At 31.1% G+C, this 22844-nt stretch carries 13 protein-coding genes; 1 reads left to right on the plus strand and 12 read right to left on the minus strand.

Annotation, left to right across the window (positions count from 1 at the left end; genetic code table 11):
• Window positions 1-618: 618 nt before the first annotated feature.
• The 5 genes from OC535_RS06745 to OC535_RS06765 all read right to left on the minus strand — a co-directional run bounded on the left by OC535_RS06745 (window position 619) and on the right by OC535_RS06765 (window position 8039).
• Complete coding sequence (locus OC535_RS06745; RefSeq protein ID WP_498823459.1) at window positions 619-4434, minus strand: leucine-rich repeat protein; 3816 nt, start codon at window positions 4432-4434, stop codon at window positions 619-621.
• A gap of 252 nt (window positions 4435-4686) precedes the next feature.
• On the minus strand, window positions 4687-5169 hold the full coding sequence (locus OC535_RS06750) for a hypothetical protein (protein WP_024721414.1): 483 nt from the start codon (window positions 5167-5169) through the stop codon (window positions 4687-4689).
• Between the two features lie 271 nt (window positions 5170-5440).
• Complete coding sequence (locus OC535_RS06755) at window positions 5441-5761, minus strand: hypothetical protein (RefSeq protein ID WP_227052093.1); 321 nt, start codon at window positions 5759-5761, stop codon at window positions 5441-5443.
• Window positions 5762-6178: 417 nt separating this feature from the next.
• The gene (locus OC535_RS06760; RefSeq protein ID WP_227053805.1) at window positions 6179-7294 is read right to left on the minus strand and encodes an IS110 family RNA-guided transposase; all 1116 of its coding nucleotides are present in this window, start codon (window positions 7292-7294) and stop codon (window positions 6179-6181) included.
• 205 nt (window positions 7295-7499) lie between these two features.
• The gene (locus OC535_RS06765) at window positions 7500-8039 is read right to left on the minus strand and encodes a thioredoxin domain-containing protein (RefSeq protein ID WP_227052095.1); all 540 of its coding nucleotides are present in this window, start codon (window positions 8037-8039) and stop codon (window positions 7500-7502) included.
• Window positions 8040-8149: 110 nt separating this feature from the next.
• Between OC535_RS06765 and OC535_RS06770 the strand changes: the two genes are divergently transcribed.
• Window positions 8150-9754 carry an IS1182 family transposase gene (locus tag OC535_RS06770; protein ID WP_498823154.1) on the plus strand — a complete coding sequence of 535 codons (1605 nt, stop codon included), beginning with the start codon at window positions 8150-8152 and terminating at the stop codon, window positions 9752-9754.
• Between the two features lie 185 nt (window positions 9755-9939).
• On the opposite strand, the gene OC535_RS06775 is transcribed toward OC535_RS06770, so the two are convergent.
• From OC535_RS06775 to speD, 7 genes are all read right to left on the minus strand, one after another.
• A complete protein-coding gene (locus tag OC535_RS06775) occupies window positions 9940-15723 on the minus strand; it encodes a TIM-barrel domain-containing protein (protein ID WP_498823460.1) in 5784 nt (1927 codons plus the stop codon).
• 425 nt (window positions 15724-16148) lie between these two features.
• Window positions 16149-17258, minus strand: coding sequence for a carboxynorspermidine decarboxylase (gene nspC, locus OC535_RS06780; RefSeq protein ID WP_498823461.1), 1110 nt, complete (start codon window positions 17256-17258; stop codon window positions 16149-16151).
• The gene (locus OC535_RS06785) at window positions 17258-18460 is read right to left on the minus strand and encodes a saccharopine dehydrogenase family protein (RefSeq protein ID WP_227053354.1); all 1203 of its coding nucleotides are present in this window, start codon (window positions 18458-18460) and stop codon (window positions 17258-17260) included. Before OC535_RS06785 ends, nspC begins: the two co-directional genes overlap by 1 nt.
• Window positions 18461-19321 (minus strand): agmatinase, encoded by an 861-nt coding sequence (gene speB, locus OC535_RS06790; RefSeq protein ID WP_498823462.1) that lies wholly within the window; start codon window positions 19319-19321, stop codon window positions 18461-18463. It lies immediately after the preceding gene.
• The gene (gene speE, locus OC535_RS06795) at window positions 19311-20162 is read right to left on the minus strand and encodes a polyamine aminopropyltransferase (protein WP_227053352.1); all 852 of its coding nucleotides are present in this window, start codon (window positions 20160-20162) and stop codon (window positions 19311-19313) included. The genes speB and speE overlap by 11 nt, the downstream gene beginning before the upstream one ends.
• Window positions 20162-21619 carry an aminotransferase class I/II-fold pyridoxal phosphate-dependent enzyme gene (locus OC535_RS06800; protein WP_498823463.1) on the minus strand — a complete coding sequence of 486 codons (1458 nt, stop codon included), beginning with the start codon at window positions 21617-21619 and terminating at the stop codon, window positions 20162-20164. The genes speE and OC535_RS06800 overlap by 1 nt, the downstream gene beginning before the upstream one ends.
• Window positions 21620-21628: 9 nt before the next feature.
• The gene (speD, locus tag OC535_RS06805) at window positions 21629-22414 is read right to left on the minus strand and encodes an adenosylmethionine decarboxylase (RefSeq protein ID WP_498823464.1); all 786 of its coding nucleotides are present in this window, start codon (window positions 22412-22414) and stop codon (window positions 21629-21631) included.
• Window positions 22415-22844 lie beyond the last annotated feature (430 nt).

A 22844-nucleotide genomic window follows, 5' to 3' on the forward strand; every position in this document is an offset into this window, starting at 1 on the left:
ATTCCTCTCATCCCTCCTCTTTAAAATAAATTTAATAGTAATTAAAAATATTTTTTAACTACCTTTTAATAAACAATACCCTAATTTACTATCAAAAATAGTAAATTTTAGGCGATGATAGATATAAACCTTTATTTTTATAAGATTTTCAATCATCCTTTTTTATTATATATAATTGAATTTCAACTGTATTTAGAGTGATTAAAAAATATTTTGCACTTTTAAACAATTGTTTCTAAGCCCTTTCATAATATTTAAACACAATTATTTGATTTTATACCATTTCTACCATATTTAACTATAAATTAAGACAATTTTGTAAGCTGTTATATCAACAATTCTACCTTTCTTATTACATTTCAAAATTTATTATGTTATTTTCCAGCAATCATTCAATATAAAAAGTATCTTATTTTTAATGATCGTAGTAATAAATAACCTGCACATACCATATTAATAACAAATAATTAATATTTTTTCTAAATGTGAGATTTTATATAATTAAAATACAGCTGTATTTAGAATAATTAAAAAATGTTTTGTTCTTTTAAATAATTATAACAGCTTATTAAAAAAGACAATTTTTGATTAATTGTCTTTTTTGTTATCCATTTACTTTTATACTGTCAACATACTTTTATTAGGTTTAAGTCTTAATCCTAAATATGCATTAACTAACGCTATATAAGCATCGTCTGTTTTATCTTGAAGAGCATTTTCATCTGCAATTATTTCTTTTGCATTATTAAGTGCTGTTTCAAATTGTTCCCATGACTGTACACTATATTTACTTTGATCTAGATCATTTACTTTATTTACAAAGCCTATAATTGTATCTTTAATAGCTTTTAATCTTAAGTTCAAATACCCTCTAACTAGTTCTTCATATGCATTATCAGTTTCTTCTTGACTGGCATCTAAATTATCTAGTACAGCTTTAGCGTTTTCCATAGGTTCTGTTAATCCAGCTAAACTTGCAGGCGTATATAGACTTCTATCTAATCCGTCTATCATATCATAAACTTCTTGTAATCTTGTTTTATCTGCTCTTAAGACTAAATTTTGAATTGCTTCTTGTAAATTATTGATTGCTTCTTCTACTTCAGCTTCTGTGGCATTTTCATTTGCCACTACTTCTTTAGCTGCTGTTAATGTCTCTTGTAATACTGCCCATGAATCGGTTGTATAGATTCCTTCTTGATATATTTCAGCTTCACTGATCAAGGCTTCTAAAGCTGTTTTATCGACTATTTTTTGCATTTGCGAAATAGCAGTATTTACTTTTTTAACAGCTTCATTGATTAAATCAAGATCTTGACATTGATTATCAATTAATGCTTGAGCTTCATTAGTTACAGTTCTTAAAGCAGTAATACTTTCTTCCAAGTATCCACTTAAATCACTATTTAGTAATTCATTTGCACTTGCTATAACAGTTTTTAATTCATTTGTCGCTGTAGCTAAATATAGAACATCACTTTCTTCAATTAACTTACTTAAAATTTGATTAACAGCATCATTAGAAATGTTATCAACTTCATTTTGAAGTAAAGCTTCAGCTTCATCAATTACTTCTTTTAATTGTAAAAATTCTTCTGGTGTATAATTTACTTCCAAATTTTTACATTCTTCAAGCTTTATTTGTAAAGTTTCTAATAATTCTGCTGATACTCTTTCTACTAAATTATCTATTGCTTGTTTTAATAATTCAACTGCTGCATCAATATTTTCTTGACTAGCATCTTCGTCATTAATTACTGCCTCACCATTTGAAACTGCATCAACTAAAACTGCATAACTATCTTTAGTATAAATATCTTCTTTATTTTTAGCTTCATCAATTAAAGCCTTCAATTCTTCGGTATTCAATTCAAATACAGTTACTAAACATGTATCTTCTTTCCCGTTTACTGTGGTTACAGTAATAACTGTTTCACCAGCTCTTTTAGCACTAATCGTACCATTTTCAACAGTAGCCACTGTTTCATCGCTCGAAGTCCAATCAAGTCTAGTATCCTCAGTTGTATTTTGAGGATTGATTGTTGCTACTAATGTTTCACTCTTTCCTGCTTTTAGAATTAATTCATTTTTATTTAATTCAACAGATTCAATTGGGACTGGTTTTTTAGTTACTGTAACTTCACAAATAGCTGTTTTATCATTAGTAGTAGTTACTGTAATAATGGCCGTTCCCGGTTGTTTAGCTACAATCGTACCATTTTGATCTACTGTTGCTACTGCTTCATCACTTGATATCCAATTAAGTGTTTTATCATCAGTAGTATTACTTGGATTAATTGTTGCCACTAATGTTTCGCTTGCTTCTTCTTCTAGAACTAACTCTGTCTTATTTAAAGTAATATTTTCAATTGGGATACTCACTACAGCTGGATTAACAGTCACCTTACATTCAGCCCTTTTTCCATTTACTGTTTCAACAGTAATTGTTGCTGTTCCTTTTTTTACAGCTGTAACTTCACCATTTTGATCTACTGTTGCAACACTAGGATTACTTGATTTCCATGTTAATTCTTTTGAATCAGTTGTATCACTTGGATTAATTGTTGCTCTTAACAATTGCGATGTTCCTTCTTCAAGAGAAACAGCTGTAAGATTTAAAGCTACTTTTGTAATTTCACTAATTACAGTTACATTACATGTATCACTAATTCCATTACTTGTTGTTACTGTAATAGTTACTGTTCCTGGTTTTCTAGCTGTCAATACTCCTGTTGAACTAACTGTCACTACTTCATTATCACTTGATGTCCATGTCAATTTTTTATCTTCAGTTGTATTACTAGGATTAATAGTTGCTTTTAAAGAACTTGATGTTTCTTTTTTCATTACTAATTCATTTTGATTTAATTTTACTCCTACAATAGGAATATGTTCATCACTTATAGTAACATTACTAGTAGCACTTAAGCCGTTAGCTGTTTTTACAGTAATAGTAGCTTCACCTTCAGATACTCCAGTAACAATACCATTATTATCTATTGCTGCAATATTAGGATTACTTGAAATCCATGTTAATTGTGTATTATCAGCAATTGTATATGGTGACAAAATAGCCACATATTTAGATGAATCATTAACATTTAATGTTAGTTCTACTTTATCCAAATTTATTCCTGTTGTAATTAATGTAAAAGCATATGCATTTCTTCTCATATATAGATGTGCTTCTGAATCAGCTATTACTGAAGCTACTACTTTAGGGGAATTTGAAAAAATACGACTACCTATTTGACCTGATTGAATTGTATCTGGGAAAGTAACACTTCTTAAATTCATACAATCAGCAAACACAGTATCGCCAATAGTTTTTACTCCATTAGGAAGTACTACTGTCTCAAGTTTATCACAATATCTAAATAAACTTGTAGGAATACTAGTTAAATTTTTTGAAAGTTTTACTTCTTCAAGACTGCTACAATAGCTAAATGTAGAAGTTCCTATTTCTCTTACTGAATCTGGAATAACAATACTCTTTAAATTTACACAGCCACTAAATACATTATCAGCTAATGATGTAATATTTTCAGGAATTTCTATTGTTTCTAAAGATGCACAACCACTAAATGTTGCATTTCCTATTGAAACAACCAGTTCTGGAATATTAATATCTTTTAATGACGTACAGCCACTAAAAGCTGCATATCCTATCCCTGTTACACTATTTGGTATTGCAATACTTTCTAGGCTAATACAATCCTGAAAAGCACTTTGACCAATACTCGTTAATGTGTCTGGCAACATAACTTCTTCTAACCCTAAACATCCTTTAAAAGCTCCAGATCCTAGAACTTTTACACCATTAGGAAGATTAATACTTTTAAGTCCTGTACAATCAGAAAAAGCATTTCCACCAATATATGTTATCGTATTAGGAAGAATAATATTTTCTAAAGATTTACAATTTCCAAACACCATTCCACTAATTGTCTGAACTCCATCTGGAATCTCAACACTTTTCAAACTAGTACAATCAAAAAATGCACCGTAAGATATCGCTTTAATTTCACTAGGAATCTTTAAACTTTCAAGACTGCTGCAACCCGCAAAAGCATTTTGTCCTAACGAAACTACGGAATCTGGAATCGTCATTGTTTGCAATTGACTACATTGCGAAAAAGCATAATTATCAATCGTTGTAACTGTTTCTGGGATTACTAGTGATTCAATACTTTTACATTCTGCAAAGGCACCATAACCAATTTTCTTAACTGTTTTTTTGTCAATTTTTTCTGGAATTACTAGATTTTTTTCACTACCACTATAATTTAAAATAGTGATTGTATCTTCATCTATTAACTCATAAGAATAATCACCGCTTATTATGGCATAAACAGAATTATTTTCTGCAACATTAAAAATAATAGCTGGTAAAGAAATTGCTAATACTAAAAGTATCTTTAATAGTTTCCTCATAGATCCTCCTCCTTTTAATAATCTATTGTTCTTATCTGAATTTACAATTACAATCCCCTAGTTACTTGTAATAGTAATCAGAAAGTACTAATAGTCATTTATAATGTATACTTTTGTAATTTTAATGTAAACGTTTTTGGTAATTTTGATAAATAGTTGACTAAAAATAATAAAAAATATAAGAGAATAAATTATTAGAATAATAATCATAATAATTTATTCTCTTATTTATATTCATATCTATATTTAAGTCTATTTTAAATCTTTTTCTTCAAAAGAATATCCCTGATTTTCGTAATAATTTTTCATTTTTGTTAATGAATATTTACCATCTTCTATAAAATTTTTCTGATCTTCATCAGCTTCTAAAGCCTTATTTACATCAACGACGTTATAATCCCACTCTTCTTCAAAATCAAAACTTGTATCTGTAACATCTGCAGATACTTCTACTCCTTCTAATTGTTCAATTATAGTTTGTCGGTTAATAAAAGTTGCTAGAATATTATTATTAGTTTCTGTCTTTTCGAGATTATCATATTTATGTTTAAATACGCCCTTCACTGGTGTTTCATCTTCACTGTTATATTCGATTTCTATTGTTGAAGTAAGTGTCTGGTCATCCATTGTACTATTTAAAGTTCCGACGAGTTTTTTATCAGCTTTTATCTTACCTGGACCACAAGCAACAAGCAAAAAGCAGATGCATACCATTATCCAAATCTTTTTTCTCACTATCTTTACTTATATCATTAATTAATGATATTTCTCCTTTCTTATTGTTTCTTCTAATAATATAACATATCTAAAATGTATAAAACAATCACTGTTATTTATGCAAATACATATTGATTTAACTCTAACGATAAAATAAATATTATAAAAAGATATAGAATTTGTTTACTATTGAACGTAAAACTGTACTTAAAATACACTATAATCAAATTAATTTATAAATAATTATTTCTCATCAATAAATAAAACTTAAAAGTGAAACCAATATCTTCTAACTTATTCTTTCTGCTTTTTTAGATTCTGCGTTTTCATCTCGTTTACTTTTTCTCTTTTTTAAAGTAACTGGTTCATTAATAATTTTTGATAAATCACCTAAAACAAATGCAATTCCACAAAAAATAAATGCAAAAGCTAAAAAACCACCTGCTGCTGCAATAATATTTTGTAACACTGTAGACCATTCATCTACCAAAGAAATCTCATATTGTGCTGCAGACGCTGCTAATGTTAAATATGTTCCAACTCCCATATAAATAGCAATTACCAAAAAAATAACCGCTAACACATAAAACAATATACTTTTCTTTTTCAAAATAATTCTCCTATCTGTTATGAAGTGACCTTTGTCAAGTGAAAATTACACATTCATAATAAAATTATTTAATTTTATCATCAATGGCATACAAAAGCCCCAAAATACTAGATTTATCGACAGTTAACCACTCTGTTATACGGAGATTGGCTACTCCAAGGTTAATGGTTCGTCAAATAAGTTCTAACTATCTATATACGTGAATCATCTATAATTTATGATATTCCAGATCGCGACTTCTTTTATATCTTATTTATGCCACAAAGAAAGGACCGTAGATAACTAAACCTGCTTCTCCTTTTTTGAGGCTTTTCTATGCCATTGATTTTGTGTTCTTTTTTTCTCGATTTTTGTCCTCCATTTCTTATTTTTTCTTTAAATTTTCATAATTGTATAGAAAACATCTTTTTACATCTTCTATATTCTTCCTGTTTCCATTCCCCATATAAATCCTGCTAGTTCCCTTGCCACTGCCATGATAGCTACATTATATGGTTTCCCTCTTAATACCATCCTTCTAAATCTTTTTTGTAATCTTTCTACTGCCTTATCTGCATATGCTACGATTTCATCCTCCTGTCCTTTTTGTCTTTTTTTCAACGCTTTTGATTTCTTTCCAACTGTTCCTCTTACTAATGCCTGTGTACATTCTACCAGTGTCTTTCTAACCATCGCATTCCCCATCTTGGTGATTGGTGTATTGCTGTATTTCTCCGCGCTCGAATTCTCTCCTGGAAGCATTCCCAGATTCGCCATAAATGCCTTTGCTGTTGGAAATCGCTGAAAATCACTCACTGTGACATGTATCTTCATTGCTGATAATGTATCTATTCCTTTGAAACAGGAAATTTTAGAAACCGGTTCCTTATATTCCTCTTCTTTTGAAAACTCTTCTATCCTTTCATCATATTTTTCAATACGTTCATTTAAATAATCATAGACTTTTAAATATTCATTTAATGTTTCTCTTACGATTACTGGCAATTCTATCGTTTCAAGCCATTTGATATGGGCCACTGTCCAGTTGCTTTTCCCCTCATATCTTAATCCTCGTCTCAATACCAATGCACTGATCTGCTGTTTGATTCTCTTTCTTGACTGGATGACATCTTCTCTTAGACCTATATATTCCTTGATTTCATTGTCATGTTCTGTTGGTACATGAACAGCTTTGTATGAATCGTGCATAAGATTAGTGGCAATATTAAAGGCATCCATCTTATCATTTTTTACTTTTTTATTTTTGACTGATCCATGCATTGTTGATGGTGCTAATATAACACATGGAATATCATGGTATGCAAGTTCATGATATAAGGAAAATCCTAAACATCCAGCTTCATATCCTGTTAAAATATCCACCTCATTTTCTTCACTCATTCTTTCTTTAGCTGACTTAATAAATTTAAGAATATTCTTTACTTCAGCAGCACATTTTGTCTGTGCAATAACTTCTCCTGTTGATGAATTGATTCCACATAAACTGTACGTATTTTTATGGACATCCATCCCAATATAAATTATACTTTTCATAGTGACCTCCTATTGTCGTTATGGTATCGACTTTCATAATTTTGTTTTTTTACTAATCTTATTATGAATCGTAATCCACTTTTTGACAACTTAGGAGGTCACTTCATATTATCTATAAAAAAACATTTATGCACAATTAACACTGTACCCAAAAAAAGGGGATTTGTAAATTCCTTTAATAGTATATTCTTTGCAATTTTTAGTTTTATTCTCTTTTTTTGTCAATCTGATTTTCTCTTACCCACTGATCAATGATTTCTTCTTCAATTCCTAAAGTGTACGTATTTAAATAACTTTTATTAATTCCTTTTTTTACATAAAAAACACCTGGTGTTGTATAAAACTCTTCAAAATATTTATGAATCACTGTCAAATTTTCTTCTTCAGTAGCATTTTCTAAATCTAAAATAACTTGATATATGACTACATGATGATCCTTTAAATAGTCATCTAAAATAACATGTAGCTGTTTACAATACATACAGTACGTTGTCGCAAAACATACTACAAATGTCTCGTTATTAGCCATTTTTTCTTCCATCTGTGCCATTGTAATATTTATGACTTCACCTGGATTTGTATCCCGTGAATAATCTTTGATCTTTGGTTTTTCTATTTCCTCTTTTTCTACCTCAGTTTCTGGCTCAATAATAGTTCGATTAGCCAAATCTTCCTCTGATTTTTTTTGGCAGCCAATCATCATAAAACAAATTAACATGACTGCTATTCCTTTATAAAATCTCATTCTTATCCCTCATTTATACTAAAAGGGGCTGTAACGAGTAAATAATTATTTTACAGCTTCATAAAACAAAAAAAGCGCTCAAGCGAGCGTTTTTTTGGTATAATATTTTCATGTCAAATATTAATATTAACACTTCAAATTATAACTCATTTCAATCTTATTTGCTACTGGATTTTTCTTTTTCTTTTGAAAAAGATGTTCCCCATGATGATATTTGTAGAACTGTTTTAGAAGTCGCTCGGGAGGTAAATATAAATAAGTATGTCGACTTCTCTCACAGAAATACACATGGTTATGATTCCTTTATGATGTTCGTTTTAGTTCTGCTTGCTAAAGCTGAATACGGCTATGCTTCTACCAGACGCCTTGAACGTCTTTGTAAAACTGATATTAGATATATGTTTATCGCTAAGAATCAGTGTCCCAGCCATATGGCTTTCCAAAGATTCATCAATGATGATTTAAAGATGTCTATCGATGATATTTTTTATGAAATCAACAGGTATATTGTAAAAAAGATGAATATCAATACTGATGTCCTATGTATCGACGGGACTAAATATGAAGCTAATGCTAATAAAAATACTTTTGTTTGGCGTGCTAATACGATCAGAAACAGAACTAAACGCTGGAAAAAGACTAATCAGTGTATTGACAGAATCAATAGATATTTTAAGAAAAATAATATCAATCTAAGATATTCATTACTAAAAGAGCCAAGTATCGATTATTTATTGAATATCAGTGATAGGATAGAAGAATACATGAAAGATGAAGATATTGATTTTGTACATGGCAGGGGCAAAAGAAGAAGTGATATTCAAAAATTATATGATGAATTAAAAGAACACGCGATGAAGATGTTTGAATATACAATTCATATGGACATTCTGGGAGAAAGGAACAGTTTTTCCAAGACAGATCCTGATGCAACCTTTATGCATATGAAATATGATTATTATAATCATACAAATGTATTTAAACCGGGATATAATATCCAAATAGGCGTGAGCGATGGAATAATTAGAAATATTTATATCAGCAGTGACGGTAATGATATAAATACATATATACCATTTATGGAAAAATATTATGAAGCATATGGATGTTATCCTAAGAAAACACCGGCTGATGCAGGATACGGAAGTTATGAAAATTATGCATACTGTAAAGAACATAATATCGAGTTGTATATGAAATATAGTGGATATTACAAAGAGAAAGAAAAAACAAATGATAAAAACAGATTTAAAAAAAACCATATGAAAAGGACAGAAGAAGGAGGATTCATATGTCCGGCAGGACATGAATTTGAATTAGAAAAAGTCACAATTGATGAACGAAGTGATTATGAGAAATTAAATTTTCTGTTTAGAAATAAAAACTGTGAAGGGTGTCCACTAAGAAGCAGATGTACAAAATCAAAATCAGGACGAACAATTAATCATAACTACCAGTTAGAGGAATATCAAAAAGAGGTCAGAGAGAATCTGGAAAGCGAAGAAGGAAAAAAACTAATAAATAAGAGAAGCAGTGAAACAGAAGGAACATTTGGTGATATAAAAACAAATCAGGGATATGGAAGATTACGACGGAGGGGAGAAAATGGTGTAAAAGAAGAGATACTGTTAGTCGGAATAGGACATAATCTGAGGAAATATCACAGATATAAACAAAAAAACAAAGAATACGAAGAAAAAAAATCAATAAGCTAGAAATTTTAAAAAAAAAGAAAGCTAGTTCTTTTTAAGTGCGTCAAAAATACCTGAAAGTATCCAAGTAAATAAATATTTGGATATTTTTTTGTTATGAATGAGGAGAAATTAAAAACGGGACATAAAAAAAGCGAATGAATAGCCAAAAACTATTCATTCGTTACAGCCCCTTTAAAGATTATTTGTTAGTTTTCTTCTTTTTTTCTACTTAAAGCTAAGTAAGCTAATACCGCTATAGATGCACCTAAAGTTGTTACGCCTGCGAAGCTAGTTGTATCACCTGTTTTAATTGCACTTTCTTTAGCTGAAGTATCGCCTGTTTTTACAGTAGTTCCTGAATCACTTGGAAGTGCAGGATTAGTTGGAAGTTCTGGTACTGTAGAATTTTCAGAATCAATAACTGTCAATCCTTCAAACGCACTGTTTAATGCAGCGTATGCAGCATTTACAGCTTTTTGATCAGCATCTTCATTATCTAATACTGCTCTTGCTTCAGCTAATTTACTATCTAATACAGCAAATGTATCAGCAGTATACTTAGCAGCATTTAACCCTTCTACTTTCTTGATTAGATCAGTTAATAAATCTTTATTTGGTTTTAATCTTAATTCTAAGAATGCTCTTACTAATGCGTCGTATGTTTCATTGATTTCATCTTGCATTGCATTTTCATTTGCTAATACATCTTTACTAGTTTGTAAAGCAGTTGCAAATGATTCCCAAGTTGAAGCTATATATGCCTCAGATGTTAAATTATCAACTTTAGTAACAAATGCCTCTAATAATGCTTTATCACCTTTAATGAAGCTTAGCATATGCATAGCATTTGCTAAACGATCGAATGAAGCGTTAATCTGTGCTTCAGTTGCATAAGCATCAGCTAAAATATTTTGAGCTTCTGTCAATGCTGCATTAAATTCATTAACAACTGCTGGTACAACATCAGCTAGATCTTCTTCTGTAATTTGACTTGCTACATCAACAGCAATTGCTAATAATGTCTTATCTGGAGTAATAATTGGTTCTCCATCCTTAGTTACTGTAATTTCATAAGTTGCAGTGATATTTTCATCAGCAGCTGAAATTAAAGTGATTGTAGCTTTACCAGCTTTAACACCATAAGCTTTATAAACTGGATATCCATTTTCGTCTGCTAAAGTAACGATTTTAACAACATCAGTATCAGAACTTGTTACTTTGAAGAATTTATTTGGTGCATTATTTGGTGTTACTACAGCATTAATGTCACTAAGTTCACCTACTTTTAATTCAGTAACATTAGTATCAGCTGAAGCAATTCCTTCAACATTAACTTCTTCGACATATTTTAATTGTACTTCACTTAAAGTAAGCATATGGTTATCTTCACTTCCTGTAGCTGTTAATGCAGTTACATCAACACCAGTTACAGTTTTGTCAGTATCCCATGCAAATACAAATTCAAATCCTTTATTTTCAAGTGTGATTTCTTCAGATTTTGTTCCATCTTCAAAAATCAATTGAGCTTTTGCACTAGTTAAATATCCATTTCCTTGAGTTTGTGAATTAAATACAGAAACTTCATTTAATTTAGAAGGTGTCTTCAAATCAAAATGTAAAGTCATTGGTAATTTAACGTGTTCTGGGAATTTACCATCAACATAGTTAGATTCTATATCCCATAATAATTCAAATTCACGACCATATGATCCGTTAAATAACGTAGCATAAGAATCGTATGAACCGCTTTGAATAAATTTCTTAACGTTTGTTCCATCGTCTTCTGGATAATAATTATTTGTCATAGTAATATCAAAATCATTAAATCCATAGTAAATCTTAGTGATGGCTGGAATTTCTGGAATTTCTGGAGCATTTGAAACATCTGATTCAACATAACTATAATTAGGTCCAATTAAAGTTACTTTACTTAAATCAACTGCATTTGCAACCACAATATCTTCTTTTGCAGTCATCGTAATCGTTGCAACAATTCCGCTTCCATTATAAACGTCCTTATCTCCTCTATTAGCAAATGCCATATTTACATATGCAGTTCCATCATCATATACTTTATTTACTGTTAAATCTTCCATTGTGCAAATAGAAGCATCTTGTTTAATAGATACATATTCAACTTTGCTAGGATCATAGTTAACAACTTGACCAATTGCGTTTAAATTCTTAACATTATCAGCATATACATCAATTGTAAATGTCTCACCAGCTTTTACTGTTTCAACACTTGGAAGTAACAATGCATTACCAGACACAGATCCTTTCTTGGTTGTTCCACCATCTAGTTTAAACATTGTAAATGCATAATCATATACATCATAGATATCATTCATATTGATATCCATACCATAATTCTTAACTTGATTTGTAAATGTTGGATCATCTTTAATAGATAAACCTTTATAATTATTTAAATTTGTATAATCACTGTCAGTTACATCTGTTCTTCCTTGAATTGAGATACTTCCTACAGCAAATGGACTAGTTCCGTCTTTCTTGTATAAATGTAATCCATTAGCAGAGAAATAATCTCTAGTAGTTTCAACAATTGTTAATTTAACATAGCGTCCAACTACATTATCGTCAAAATTTACTACCTTAGTTGTCTTGTCATATGCCCATGGATTTTCATTTCCATCAAATACCTTTTGCCAATGTACTCCATCTAAGCTGACAGAAATATCCATTTTTGTAACAAGTCCTGCATAAATTGTATCCCCAATAAAGAATGGTACAAATTCAAACTTATCTAATGCATAAGCATTACCATAATCAAATACAATACTGTTATTTCCATTCGTCATCGGTGATTGGAAACCAGTAGTCTCATCATCATGATCAAATGCGTTTGACATGCTTCCATATGAAACACTGTTTGGCCATTGAATATTTGTTGCATCAAGAGTATTTCTCCATGGATCAAGTAATGTCTTAACTTTCAATTCATCACTCCATGCAGAATATCCTTCAGCATTTACAGCCCGTACTTTATAAGTATGTTCAGAATCATAAGTTAATTCAGTATGTTTGAAACTATTGATTTTTCCAACTGAATTTAAGTTACCATCAATTAATAATTCGTAGCCTGTAGCATCTTCTACGGCATCCCAAGTTACATTAATACTTGTTGGAGTTATTTCTTCTTCTGGAGCTGCTAAATTAGCTGGAGTTGCTAAATTTTCATTTAATTTATCAGCAGCAATATTTCCTTCGTTAGCAAATCCATTAACTACTAAAGTTTGAGCATTATCATCAACATTTGTCTTAGGGAATGATACATATAATTTTGGTGTCGTAGTTATTTCTGTATCTTTGAATGCTTCTCCATCCATTGAATATTTATTTAAGTTTGGTGCTTCATCATAGAAGTACACTGCTTCATTATTTGCTGCAGCTGCTTCGAATTCTTCATATGAACCTACTTTTGTTAATTCTACGTTTGTATTTCCATTTTTAGCAATTAATCCTGTTGGTTCTTTTGATACATTTACAACAAATGTTGTATGTCTATTTGCATCATATCCTTCATATGTTCCTTTTGATGCTCCTATTGTTAATGTTGCTGTATCTCCTTCAACTTTAGATGTGATATGTGTTGTTACTTCTCCTCCATAATCACGTTCATTTGTTGCTTCATCATAATTTAATGTGATTCCATCATCTTCTACTAAATCATATGATGTTTCTCCATATGGATAGAATTCTACGATTCTTCTTGTTTTATCCAATCCTTTTTCATTTGTTTCTGTAATTGCCATTGGATTGTTATTTTCTTCATACATTGGTATAATAGATCCATTTTTTACAAACAATGGTAATTTCCATATAGGGGCATCAAAATTATTAATAATTTGTCCACCACGATACTGTTCACCAGTAAAGTAATCGATCCATGTATCAGATGTTCCTGGTAAATAAATATTATTTCTAACATCATTTCCAACTTCATCTGCATTTGTATCTTGATATACTGGTGCAACTAAGAAATTATCACCAAACATATATTGATATTGTGTTGCTGTACTGTAAGTATAATCATTTGCCTCTTCTAAGAACATTGCTCTGATCATTGGAAGTCCATCCACTGCTTCATGAGCTGCTGTGTAGATATAAGGCATTAATTGTGCTTTTAATTTTAAGTACATACGATTGATTGAAATATATGGATCTGTTGTAATATATGGCTTCTTAGCTTTTGATCCCCAACCATCCATATCTAACATCGTTTGCGTAAATGTTTTAAATTGTAAATCACGAGTTGTAATTAAATCAGATCCACCAAAAATACCATCAACATCACTACCAACATTAGGATTTCCACTTAATGATTGCCCAATATATGTAGGAATGTGGAAACGGATATATTCCCAGTTACCACCAGTTTGGTCTCCTGTCCAAACACTTGCATATCTTTGGAATCCTGCCCATCCGTCTAATGATACTACTGTTGGACGTTTTCCACTGCTTGCCAAGATATTATATCCATCTTTAACTGAATTTAATGCCATTGAATAACCATATCCTACCCAGGCAACGTCAGTTTTTAATGCTGATACTCCAGCAACATTAACTTCTTTATTAAAGTCACGTAAGTTTTGGAAACCGTTATATCGTGAATCCTGTTCTGAAGCATCAGGTGTTAAAGCTGCTTGTGTCCATAATCCTGAACGAACTCCATTAGCTTCAGCATATTCAGTGAATGATGCCAAGTTAGCAACGTTAGCATCTACGACACTATCTCTACGAGTTGTATCTTCACCACTGGTACGTGTTTGGTAATAACCATTTTGACCATAACCACAACCATAACCATCATTTGGTAAGAACCATCCAAGAGGCATGTCATTATCAACGTGTCCATCGATAACAGCACGTGCTGAGAATTTATAAGTATCTTCATTTACAGTTCCTTTAAAATTATCAGCATCAACACTAGGCCCTTCGTTATTTAATGTTTCAGCATAGGTATTTTCTGGAATTACATATCCTGAAGCTTGTCCTAGTTCTCTATAAGTTTTACCGTCTTCTAAAACCCAATTTCCACTTGTACTTTCTTCCCATCCATCACGGTTATAGCAGTTTAAATGCGCTAAATAGAAAGCATATTCTGGCAATAACATTGGATTACCTGTAACTGTATAGTATTCGTTTAATAATGTTTCGGCTTTACCGTTGACATCTTCATCGTTTGATACGAAATAATACGCATCAAATTCACTCTCATTATGAGTAGTTGCAACAACTTCTGCACTTGTTTCACCAAAATCGTATTTACCATCTTTGAATGTATTTCTTAACACTCCATAACCTTCAGTTGACCAATAGAATGGGTTAGGTGAAGAGACACCACCATCAGTCCATGAACTTTCGTTTGCAATATTAATTGATTTTCCTTTATGAGTAAAACGGCCATTTTGTGTTCCACCACCAAAGAAATATTCATCAGCTTTAGTATCTAAACTCTGAACAGTTTTATTACTAATTACTAGAGGCTCTGCCTCACTCATAATTGTTTCTCCGCTTTTGTTTTTGATAGACATTTTTGCAGTTGCCTTATCTAAAACAATCGTTGCTTCATCCGTACTAATTTCCCATACTGTACCTTTATCAGATACATTAGCATCTGGATGTGAATACTTATCTGAGCTATCAGATTGTGCCTGGATTTTTGCTGTATGTGTGTTATATCCTGGAATATCTTTTCTAACTTCAGCATACTCTCCAAATTCTCCTGATGGATCTACATTGTAACGGAAGATCCCATTTTCTAAAAAAGTAATTTTCCCTGCGATTGCACCGTTGTTGTAAGAAATATTGACTACATTACCATCAACATTTACTGAATCAACAGTTTCAAGTTGACCGCGAAATTCTTCAGCAGCTCTTACTGGTCCTGTTTTAACTGATACCACTGTACTAAATACTGTTGCTAAAGATAAAGCACTTAATCCAACTTTTTTTAATAATTTCATTTTATCCTTTCCTTTCATAATTTTTGAATTGTTCTAATAACTTATTACATTGACATATCAGACGGTTTTATATGTCATATAAAAGCTATAAGTACACTTCAATATGTATTAATGTGTGATTACAGCACTTAGATTGTACTTTTTTTCACACATTTCACTATTTATAATAATCTTTTTTTTTATTTTTACAATACATCTCAATGTTTCTAAACAATTAAGACAAATTTATTATTAAATACTACAAAACTACCATTACTTAGCTCTTATAAAATAAAAATTCTTAAAATATAAATATAAAAAGACTTCAAAACTACTATATTTACTAGATATTTTGAAATCTTTTTTCATATTTATCATAAATTTTCTTCATTGATTACAAAAACAATTCAAATCAAATACTTAATTACAATTTTTTATAATAAAAACTATGAAAGTCTATTTTTAAAATCACTATATCCAAATTCTTTGATTACTTTTAATTTATCTTTTTGTTTTAAAACAATGCTTGGCAAATTCATGCCATTAAAAGTATTATTTTTAACCATTGAATAAATTGCCATATCTTTAAACCATAATTGCTGACCCAGCTTTAAAGGTTGATCAAAAGAATAATCTCCAATAATATCCCCTGCTAAGCATGTAGGTCCTCCCAAACGATAAGTATATTTCTTCTCATCAGCTTTAGCACTATTAATAATATCAGGACGATAAGGCATCTCTAAAACATCTGGCATATGACAAGCTGCTGATGTATCCATTATCGCAATATTCATCCCATTATTAATAATATCTAAAACACTAGAAACTAAAAATCCAGCATTTAAAGCAATTGCCTCACCAGGTTCTAAATATACTTCAACTTTATATTTGTCCTTTATTTCTTTAATTATTTTTATCAATGTTTCTAAATCATAATCATCTCGAGTAATATGGTGACCACCACCAAAGTTTAGCCACTTCATTTGATGCAAATATTTCCCAAACTTAGCTTCAACAGCTTTGATCGTTGTAACTAGATCATCACTATTTTGTTCACAAAGAGTATGGAAATGAAGTCCCTCAATACCTTTTAAAAATTCTTCTTTAAAGTTTTCGTGCGTAACACCCATTCTTGAAAATTTAGCACATGGATCATATATTTCGTGTCCTACTTGAGTTGAACATTCAGGATTGATTCTGATTCCACAAGAAGTATTTGTCTTTACAGCCAAATCTTGATAACGAAGCCATTGACTAAAGGAATTAAAAACAACATGATCGCAAATATTCATAATTTCTTGAATCTCATCATCACGATAAGCTGCACTATAAATATGATTTTCTTTTTTCATCTCTTCATGACCTAATTTAGCTTCAAATAATCCACTAGCAGTAGTTCCATCTAAATATTTAGCTATAAGGGGATAAACGCTAAACATCGAAAAGCATTTTTGGGCTAAAAGAATTTTGCACCCAGTTTGTTTTTTTACCTCCTGAAGAACTTTTAGATTCTTTTCTAAAAGTTCTTCGTCAATTAAATAATATGGTGTTTTCATTAATCCACCAATACCGGATTATGATCTTCGATCCAAGGTAATCCCCATTTATTTAATGCATCCATAAATGGATCTGGATCAAATTCTTCAACATTATATACACCTGGTTTTTTCCATTTTTCCTGCAATAATAGCATCGCCCCAATCATTGCTGGTACTCCCGTTGTATAACTAACTGCTTGTGACCCAACTTCTTTATAACATTCTTGATGATCACACACATTATATAAATAATATGTTTTATCCTGCCCATCTTTTTTTCCTTGGAAAATGCAGCCAATGTTTGTTTTTCCTACAGTACGTGGTCCTAGACTCGCTGGATCAGGTAAGACTGCTTTTAAAAATTGTAAAGGAATAATTTGTTTCCCTTCATATTCGATTGGCTCAATTGATGTCATTCCTACGTTTTCTAGACATTTTAAGTGTGTTAAATAGCTTTCACCAAATGTCATAAAGAAACGAATTCTTTTGATTCCAGGAATATTGATCCCTAAAGATTCTAATTCTTCATGATGTAATAAATACATATCTTTTTTACCAACTTGAGCAAAATTATATTCACGTTTAATTTCCATTGGCTTTGTTTCAACCCAATGTCCATCTTCCCAATAACTTCCATTGGCAGATACTTCACGAATATTGATTTCAGGATTGAAGTTTGTAGCAAATGGATAACCATGATCCCCACCATTACAATCTAAAATATCAATATAATTAATTTCATCAAATTCATGTTTTAACGCATAAGCACTAAATACCCCAGTAACACCAGGATCAAATCCACAGCCAAGAATTGCTGTAAGACCTGCTTGCTCAAATTTTTCACGATATGCCCATTGCCAGCTATATTCAAATTTTGCTGTATCCTCAGGTTCATAATTTGCTGTATCAATATAATGGCAGCCAGCAATCAAACAAGCATCCATGATCGTCAAATCTTGATATGGTAATGCAAGATTTAACACTACTTCTGGTTTAAAATCCTTCATCAATGCTACTAATTCATCAACATTGTTAGCATCGACTTGTACAGTATGAATGATTGTTTTTGTTTTATTCTGTAATTCTTCTTTTAATTTATCACATTTACTTTTTGTTCTTGAAGCAATCATTATTTCTTCAAAAACTTCGCTATTTTGACAACATTTGTGGATTGCTACTGAAGCAACACCGCCACAACCAATAATTAACGTTCTTTTCATTTACTCTTCTCCTTTATTTACTGCTAATAATAATTCTCTTAAAATCTTGCAAGCTAAAGCAGTTGAAGCTCCACTTTGATCATAAATTGGTGATAACTCATTAATATCCATCGCTACCACATTTAATTTACTTACTTTAATAATCGCTTCTAATAACTCATGAAAAGTTACTCCTCCAGCCTCTGGCGTTCCCGTGCCTGGGAAAACACTTGGATCTAAAACATCTAAATCAATGGTTAAATAAACTGGATAGTTTTGACATTGTTCAATAGCATTTTCTAAACCATTAAAATTAAACTTATTTAGATTTGTATGTTCTTTAGCCCAGTAAAACTCAGCCCGTTCACCACTGCGAATCCCAAACTGATGAATTTTATTATCACCAACTAGATCATGAACTCTTTTGATAACTGAAGCATGTGATAACTTTTCACCTAGATATTCATCTCGTAAATCAGTATGAGCATCAAAATGAATAATTCTTAAATCAGGATATTTTTCATAAACTGCTTCTATTGCTCCCAAGCTAACTAAGTGTTCACCACCAATCATACAAGGTAATTTATCAGCTTTTAAAATTGTTTTGGTAGTCTCTTTGATCATATCTAAAGCTTTGCGGGGATTACCAAATGGTAATTCTAAATCCCCACCATCAAAAACTTTAATATCTTGTAAATCTTTATCTTGATATGGGCTATATGTTTCTAAACCAAAAGACTCAATGCGCATAGATGAAGAAGCAAATCTTGTTCCTGGTCGATATGATGTCGTGCTATCCATTGGGGCTCCAAAAATAACACAACTCGCTTCATCAAAAGAAGCATCTAAACCAATAAATGTTTCTATATTTTTATTCCACATCTCTAAGTAACTCCTCTACATAATTTGGTAGGGCAAATGCTCCTACATGTATCCCCGTGTTATAATATTTTGTTTCTAATTTTAAAGTTTTCCACCTATTTTTTTGAAAATCTTTTATAGGGTGATATCTTTTTGAGGCAAAACCAAATAACCAGTGCCCTGATGGATAAGTAGGAATATGTGCCTGATAAACCTTCGAGATTGGAAAACTTTCAACGATCCGTTTATGAGCTCGCTGCATTGCTATCGCATCTTCTTGATAAAATGGACTTTCATGCTGATTAACCATGATTCCTGTTTCTTTTAATGCCTTGAAACAATTACCATAAAATTCTTTTGTAAATAAACCCTCTCCAGGTCCAAAAGGATCAGTTGAATCAACAATAATCAAATCATACTCAGCTTCTTTATGACGAACAAACTTTAAACCATCCTGATAATATATATTTACTCTTGAATCATTAAAACAGCAAGCTGTTACTGGTAGATATTTTTTGCTCACTTCTACTACCAATTTATCGATTTCTACCATATCGATCCTTTCAATTGTTTTATAACGGCATAATTCTCTAATTACACCACCATCACCAGCACCAATAACTAATACTTTTTTTACATTTGGATGCACTGCCATTGGTACATGAACAATCATTTCATGATATATAAATTCATCTTTTTCCGTTAACATCATATAACCATCTAAAGCTAAGAAACGTCCAAACTCTTTTGAATCAAATATATCAATTCTTTGAAACTCACTTTGTCCACTATATAACTGACGGTCAACTTTAATAGAAAATTTTACGCCATTAGTATGTTGTTCACTAAACCACAATTCCATTATTTCACCCCTTTCTTTAAAACATTTAGATTATTGATTTCCATATCCTCCGGTCCTGTCATAAAACAACCTTTTTCCTTTGCATACAGAATATATTTTAAAATTTCTTCTGTAATCCTTTCCCCAGGTGCCAAGATTGGTATTCCTGGAGGATAACACATAACAAATTCACTGCATACTCGATTAATACTTTTTTCTATTGGCAATGATTCTTTATCACCATAGAAAGCTTTTTGTGGAGAAATAACTACTTCTGGATTAATATATTCATGATCTAGCATTCCCCCTCGGTCTTTTTTAAACCGTCGCCTAATTTCTGACAAAGCCCCAACTAGACGCTCAATATTAGCTTCACTATCACCAACCGAAATATAAGCTAAAACATTACTTATATCTCCAAATTCAATTTGAATTCCATATTCATCTCGCAACAAATCATAAACTTCAATCCCTGCCAAACCAACATCTAACGTAAAAATTGATAACTTTGTAACATCAAAATCATAGACACTATCCCCATTGATCAACTCTCGACAATATGCATAATAATCTCCAATTTGATTAATTTCCTGCCGTGCATAACGCGCTAAATTCCTCACTTTAGCAAAAATTTCTTTTCCATTTAATGCTAGATTTTTACGTGACATATCAAGACTAACCATCAATAAATAAGATCCACTAGTCGTTTGAGTTAAATTAATAATTTGACGAACATAATCAGCATTTACATTTTTACCTAACAATAAAAATGAACTCTGTGTCAAACTCCCCCCTGATTTATGCATGCTCACACTGGCCATATCAGCTCCTGCTTCCATTGCTGATATCGGTAAATCATCACTAAAATAGAAATGTGTTCCATGAGCTTCATCAACTAACACGAGCATATTATGCTGATGTGCTAATTCTACAATTGCTTTTAAGTTAGAACAAATTCCATAGTAAGTAGGATTATTAACAAGAATTGCTTTAGCATCAGGATTATCAATAATCGCCTTTTCAACTTGACTAATTGACATTCCTAATGAAATTCCTAAGCGTTTATCAACATCGGGATTAACATAAATAGGAATAGCTCCTGATAAAATCATGGCATTAATAGCACTACGATGGACATTCCTTGGCATGATAATTTTCTCTCCAGCTTTGACAGTGGCCATAATCATACTTTGTACTGATGAAGTCGTTCCTCCTACCATAAAAAATGCATGCGTAGCATTAAATGCATCAGCTGCTAATTCTTCTGCTTCTTTAATTATGGAAACAGGATGACATAAATTATCTAAGGGTTTCATTGAATTAACATCAACACTCATACATTTTTGTCCTAAAAAATCAGTTAATTCAAGATTTCCTTTACCATGTTTATGTCCAGGTACATCAAAAGGGACTAAGCGTTCTCTTTTCATTTGCTGTAAAGCTTCATAAATAGGCATCTTACTTTGATCTAATTTCATTGTAACCTCCTAAAAAATATTGCTCCCACTATAGATTTCAATCATTTCCTGACGCAAATTATTAGTTATTTCCAATCTTACTTTTGGGGGTAGTTCATATATATCAGTTTTAAATAGATAGTTTTGTAAATCTATTTCTTTAATTAACATCTTTGTATGAAACAAATTTGCTTGATAAACATTAATATCTGTAGCATCATATTTGTTCAATGTTTTTATATCAATAAATTGTTGAATTGAAGCAATTGGATTATCTATAAATAATTTTTTCCCTTTTATATCCCTAGTAAATCCGCGAATTCGATAATCCATAGTAATGATATCCGAATCAAAATTAGCAATTAAAAAATCAAGTGTTGATAATGGTGAAATTTCACCACATGTTGCTACATCTATATCAACCCTAAATGTGGCAATGCTAGTTTCTGGATGATACTCAGGATAAGTATGCACTGTAATATGACTCTTATCTAAATGTCCTAAAATCACTCGGTCATCTAATTCCTCCATTTTCCCTTGTCGATTCTTCATCATATTATCTTCTGCTAATAACATGGTTACACTGGCGCCTTGAGGATCGTAATCTTGTTTAGAGACATTTAATACATGTGCCCCAATCATTTTAGCAACTTCATATAAAATATCCGTCAGCCTTTTTGAGTTATACTGCTCATCTATATATGCAATATAATCTTTTTGTTCACGTTGACTTTTAGCATAGCATACATCATAAATATTAAAACTTAGTGATTTTGTTAGGTTATTAAAACCATATAATTTTAACTTCTCATTCATACCAGTTCCCCTTTTTCAAAATAAAAATATCAAGCAGGTGCAATCCCACTTGATTATCAATACATTAAAACCATAATAAGTTCTATTAGTTTATTAGTTTCAGAGTCTATATAGCAAGAATCACTTTTACTACTCTTATTGATTGTTTCACAAGTGTGATGTGCCTAAAGCACACGGTTGTATAGTCACCAACTCAATGTCAATTGTATTGACATCAACTTATAAAATTCGAACTTTCGTTCTATCAATAAGGCAACAAAGTTGCCATCTAGCATTTGATCAAATAATTTGAATCAAAAATTCTCGCAAAAATAAACTCCTCTTTTGCTTAATATCGATTATATCTTATCATTATATAAAATGCAATATATTTTTTATAAAATAAAATTTATTGTTTAATATAGTAAACAAATTCCCGTTTTAACGGGAA

The sequence above is a fragment of the Clostridium sp. Marseille-Q5894 genome, from assembly GCF_946902305.1.
GTDB lineage: Bacteria > Bacillota_I > Bacilli_A > Erysipelotrichales > Coprobacillaceae > Thomasclavelia.

Excerpts from the sequence above, each read along its gene's own strand:
- OC535_RS06745 (WP_498823459.1), bottom strand. The coding sequence starts at position 4,434 with ATGAGGAAACTATTAAAGATACTTTTAGTATTAGCAATTTCTTTACCA.
- OC535_RS06760 (WP_227053805.1), bottom strand. The coding sequence starts at position 7,294 with ATGAAAAGTATAATTTATATTGGGATGGATGTCCATAAAAATACGTAC.
- OC535_RS06765 (WP_227052095.1), bottom strand. The coding sequence starts at position 8,039 with ATGAGATTTTATAAAGGAATAGCAGTCATGTTAATTTGTTTTATGATG.
- OC535_RS06770 (WP_498823154.1), top strand. The coding sequence starts at position 8,150 with ATGTCAAATATTAATATTAACACTTCAAATTATAACTCATTTCAATCT.
- OC535_RS06775 (WP_498823460.1), bottom strand. The coding sequence starts at position 15,723 with ATGAAATTATTAAAAAAAGTTGGATTAAGTGCTTTATCTTTAGCAACA.
- nspC (WP_498823461.1), bottom strand. The coding sequence starts at position 17,258 with ATGAAAACACCATATTATTTAATTGACGAAGAACTTTTAGAAAAGAAT.
- OC535_RS06785 (WP_227053354.1), bottom strand. The coding sequence starts at position 18,460 with ATGAAAAGAACGTTAATTATTGGTTGTGGCGGTGTTGCTTCAGTAGCA.
- speB (WP_498823462.1), bottom strand. The coding sequence starts at position 19,321 with ATGTGGAATAAAAATATAGAAACATTTATTGGTTTAGATGCTTCTTTT.
- speE (WP_227053352.1), bottom strand. The coding sequence starts at position 20,162 with ATGGAATTGTGGTTTAGTGAACAACATACTAATGGCGTAAAATTTTCT.
- OC535_RS06800 (WP_498823463.1), bottom strand. The coding sequence starts at position 21,619 with ATGAAATTAGATCAAAGTAAGATGCCTATTTATGAAGCTTTACAGCAA.
- speD (WP_498823464.1), bottom strand. The coding sequence starts at position 22,414 with ATGAATGAGAAGTTAAAATTATATGGTTTTAATAACCTAACAAAATCA.